Annotated in this window: 4 protein-coding genes and 1 pseudogene; 3 read left to right on the plus strand and 2 right to left on the minus strand. The window is 73.5% G+C overall.

The features are described 5' to 3' along the window. A pseudogene (locus tag IH13_RS0119730) lies at positions 1-261 on the minus strand (hypothetical protein); the annotation flags it as partial. A 62-nt stretch (positions 262-323) separates the two neighbouring features. Between IH13_RS0119730 and IH13_RS0119735 the strand changes: the two are divergent. Continuing rightward, positions 324-896 (plus strand): DJ-1/PfpI/YhbO family deglycase/protease, encoded by a 573-nt coding sequence (locus tag IH13_RS0119735; RefSeq protein WP_031086244.1) that lies wholly within the window; start codon positions 324-326, stop codon positions 894-896. Positions 897-953: 57 nt separating this feature from the next. On the opposite strand, the gene IH13_RS0119740 is transcribed toward IH13_RS0119735, so the two are convergent. Beyond that, a complete protein-coding gene (locus IH13_RS0119740; RefSeq protein ID WP_031086246.1) occupies positions 954-1223 on the minus strand; it encodes a hypothetical protein in 270 nt (89 codons plus the stop codon). 143 nt (positions 1224-1366) lie between these two features. Here IH13_RS0119740 and IH13_RS0119745 point away from each other — a divergent pair, with 143 nt between their 5' ends. Beyond that, positions 1367-1558, plus strand: a complete 192-nt coding sequence (locus IH13_RS0119745; RefSeq protein ID WP_031086248.1) for a DUF6381 family protein — start codon at positions 1367-1369, stop codon at positions 1556-1558. Between the two features lie 108 nt (positions 1559-1666). Next, positions 1667-4096 carry an excinuclease ABC subunit UvrA gene (locus IH13_RS0119750; RefSeq protein WP_031086250.1) on the plus strand — a complete coding sequence of 810 codons (2430 nt, stop codon included), beginning with the start codon at positions 1667-1669 and terminating at the stop codon, positions 4094-4096. Positions 4097-4199: the final 103 nt, after the last annotated feature.

A 4199-nucleotide genomic window follows, 5' to 3' on the forward strand; every position in this document is an offset into this window, starting at 1 on the left:
CTGCCGCTCCAGCCAGGACAGCGTGTCGCGTCGGCACCGCTCGGGCCGGCCGGTGAGGTAGACGACCTCGCACTCCTCGGTGCTGGCCAGGGCCAGCTCCACCCCTTCGGCCAGCGGAGGGTCGTCGGTGGCGGCGGAGAAGAAGGCGGCCCAGTCGCGGCGCCGTCCCTCCAGGAAGTGCTGCCGGTGGCCGGCGTCCGCGAGCGTCCCGTCCAGGTCGAACACGGCCAGCGGCCGAGGGGCGTCTCTCACACCGCCCATCCTAGAAGCCACAGGTCCCGCGGACAGGAAGAACCGGTCAGGACATCGGAGAGGACAAGAACATGACGGACACCGACCTCAGCGGACGCCGTGTGCTGGCGATCGTCACCAACTACGGCGTCGAGCAGGACGAGCTCGTCGTCCCGGTGCGGCACCTGCGGGACGCGGGCGCCGCCGTGGACGTCGCGGCGGTCTCGGCGGACGCGGTCCGGACGCTCGTCGGCGACAAGGATCCCGGAAAGACCGTCCAGCCGACCCTCACACTGGGCGACGCCGACCCGGACGGCTACGACCTGCTGCTCGTGCCCGGCGGCACCCTCAACGCGGACACGCTGCGGCTCCAGGACGACGCCCTGGAGATCGTGCGGACGTTCACGTCCTCCGGCAGGCCCGTCGCCGCCATCTGCCACGGCCCGTGGGCGCTCGTCGAGACCGGGGCCGTCAGGGGCAAGACCCTCACCTCCTACGCCTCGTTGCGGACGGACGTCGAGAACGCCGGCGGTACCTGGGTGGACCGGCCGGTGGTCACCGACCGGGCCGAGGGCTGGCTCCTGATCACCTCGCGCGACCCCGGCGACCTGGAGGACTTCCTCCGCGAGATCGACAAGGAACTGGCCGGCACGTCCGGCTCCTGAGTACGGCCGGAGCCCCCGCCGGAAGGTCGGCGGGGGCTCGTCGGCCTTTTCGTGGCCTCAGCCGGACTGTTCGTCCGGCACCGGGTGCTCGGGGTGGGCCCCGGCTTGCCGCGGCTCACCCCGCCCCGCGCCGGACTCGTCCAGGCTGGGCAGCCTGGACGCCTCGTCGGCCGAGCCGCCGCCCCACGTACCGTCCTCCGGCGGGGAGGGCACGTCGAGGGGATCCTCACCGGGCTGCACCTGCTGATCGGGCATGTCCCGGGGCAGCGGCGCCGCGGCACCGCCCGTACCGGTGGACTCGGTCGTCCCGGACCGTCGGTCGCTCATGACGTCCTCCTGTCGCTGCTGCCAGCGTCGCCTACCCGGCGGTGAGTGGTCAAACGTTCGGCTTCAGGGCACTCGAGATGCACACGGGCCCCCGCGCTGCTTCGCTGGGCCTGACCGCTCCCCCACGGACCCCAGGAGGGATCATGAGCGTTGCAGGTGAGTCCGGCGGCCGCGTCCAGCAGATGCGTGCCAAGGCCCAGGAACTGAAGGACGCCGCGGAGCACGCCACCGACCCGGAGCGGCGCCGGCGGCTCCAGGACAAGGCCCGCCGCCTGCGGGAACAGAGCGAGCAGGAGAGCGGCATGCGGGACCGTGGCATGGACCCCATGGTGTAGGCCCCGCCCGTACCACACTCTGCCGGTGGGCGTCCCGCGGCCGACGCGTGCGGGATGATCACCGGCAGAAGCACGTCCCGCCACCGATCCGTACGGAGCCCTACCGCCATGCCCACCACCGACGACCCGTACGTCCGGGTACGCGGCGCCCGGGAAAACAATCTGCGGGATGTCGACGTCGACATCCCGCGCGACACCCTCACCGTCTTCACGGGCGTCTCCGGCTCGGGGAAGTCCTCGCTCGCCTTCGGCACGGTCTACGCCGAGGCGCAGCGCCGCTACTTCGAGTCGGTCGCCCCTTACGCCCGCCGGCTGATCCACCAGGTCGGGGCGCCGGACGTCGGGGAGATCACCGGCCTGCCGCCCGCGGTCTCGCTGGAGCAGCGCCGGTCGGCGCCCGGTTCGCGGTCCTCGGTGGGCACCGTGACCACGCTCTCCAACTCGTTGCGCATGCTGTTCTCGCGGGCGGGCGACTATCCCGAGGGCGCCGAACGGCTGGACTCCGACGCCTTCTCCCCCAACACGGCGGCCGGTGCGTGCCCGGAGTGCCACGGGCTGGGGCGTATCCACCGAACGACCGAGGAGTTGCTCGTCCCGGACCCGTCGTCGTCGATCCGGGAGGGCGCGATCGCGGCCTGGCCGGGCGCCTGGCAGGGCAAGAACCTCCGTGACGTGCTGGACGCCCTGGGGTACGACGTCGACCGGCCGTGGCGGGAGCTGGCCCTGGAGGATCGCGAGTGGATCCTGTTCACCGACGAGCAGCCGGTGGTGACGGTGCACCCCGTGCGTGAGGCGGGCCGGATCCAGCGCCCGTACCAGGGCACGTACATGAGCGCGCGCCGCTATGTGATGCACACCTTCGCCGATTCCCGGAGCCGTACGCTGCGGGCCAAGGCGGAGTCCTTCCTGACCAGCGAGCCGTGTCCGGTGTGCGGGGGGAGCCGGCTGCGGCCGGAGGCCATGGCGGTGACCTTCGCGGGCCGTACCATCGCCGAGCTCGTCGCGCTGCCGTTGGCGTCCCTGGCCGAACTGCTGCTCGCGGCGGGCGGGGCCGGTGGCACGGCCCGGGTGCTCACCGCCGACCTGCTGGCCCGGATCGAGCCGGTCACGGAGCTGGGTCTGGGCTACCTCAGCCTCGACCGTACGGCGCCGACCCTGTCGTCCGGCGAGTTGCAGCGGCTGCGGCTGGCGACCCAGCTGCGGTCGGGGTTGTTCGGTGTGGTCTACGTGCTGGACGAGCCGTCGGCCGGCCTCCACCCGGCGGACACCGAGTCGCTGCTCTCGGTGCTCGGCGGGCTGAAGGACGCGGGGAACTCGGTCTTCGTGGTGGAGCACCAGCTGGAGGTGATGCGGCGGGCGGACTGGCTGGTGGACGTGGGGCCGCTGGCCGGTGAGCACGGGGGCCGGGTGCTCCACAGCGGGCCGCCCGCGGGGCTCGCGGGGGTGGCGGAGTCGGCGACGCGGCGTTTCCTCTTCGACGAGGAACCCCCGCCGGCGCGGCGGCCGCGTACGCCTTCGGGGTGGATCGGGCTCCACGGCGTCGACCGGCACAACGTGCGCGGGGTGGACGCGGAGTTCCCGCTGGGGGTGCTGACGGCGGTCACCGGCGTGTCCGGGTCGGGCAAGTCGACCCTGGTGGGCCAGGTGCTGGCCGGGGTGCTGGCGGACCGCCAGGCGCCGGAGACGGCCGAGGCGGACCGGGTGCGGCCGGCGTGGGGCTGCGCCTCGGCCCGAGGGCTGGAGGCGGTGAACCGGCTGGTGCAGGTCGACCAGAAGCCGATCGGGCGGACCCCCCGGTCCAACCTGGCGACGTACACGGGGCTGTTCGACGTCGTGCGGAAGCTGTTCGCCGCGACGGACACCGCCCGGGCCCGTGGCTACCGGGCCGGACGGTTCTCGTTCAACGTGGCGGGCGGGCGGTGCGAGACGTGCCAGGGCGAGGGGTTCGTCTCGGTGGAGCTGCTCTTCCTGCCGAGTACGTACGCGCCCTGCCCGGACTGCCACGGGGCGCGGTACAACCCGCAGACCCTGGAGGTCACGCTGAACGGGCTGACCGTCGCCGGGGTGCTGGACCTGACGGTGGAGGCGGCCGCCGGCTTCTTCGCGGGGACGCCTGCGGCGGAGCGTCCGCTGCGGACGCTGCTGGACGTGGGGCTGGGGTATCTGCGTCTCGGCCAGCCGGCGACGGAGCTCTCGGGCGGGGAGGCGCAGCGGATCAAGCTGGCCACGGAGCTCCAGCGGATCCGGCGCGGACACACCCTCTATCTGCTGGACGAGCCGACGACGGGGCTGCATCCGGCGGACGTCGAGGTGCTGATGCGGCAGTTGCACGGTCTGGTGGACGCGGGTGACACCGTGGTGGTCGTGGAGCACGACATGGCGGTGGTGGCGGGCGCCGACCATGTGATCGACCTGGGGCCGGGCGGCGGTGACCGGGGCGGCCGGATCGTCGCCACCGGTACCCCTGAGGAGGTGGCGCGGGCGGCGGGCAGCCGGACCGCCCCGTATCTGGCGAGGGCGCTGCGGGCGGACGGCTGACCCGTCCGCCCTCGACGGGCGGACGGGTCCGTGGGGCGCGCGGGCGCCGGGTCAGCGGCGGACCTTTCGGGCGGCCCGCAGCCACTCCTTGTTCATGGCGGGG

This window comes from Streptomyces sp. NRRL WC-3549 (assembly GCF_000721935.1).
In the GTDB taxonomy this organism is placed as follows: Bacteria; Actinomycetota; Actinomycetes; order Streptomycetales; family Streptomycetaceae; genus Streptomyces.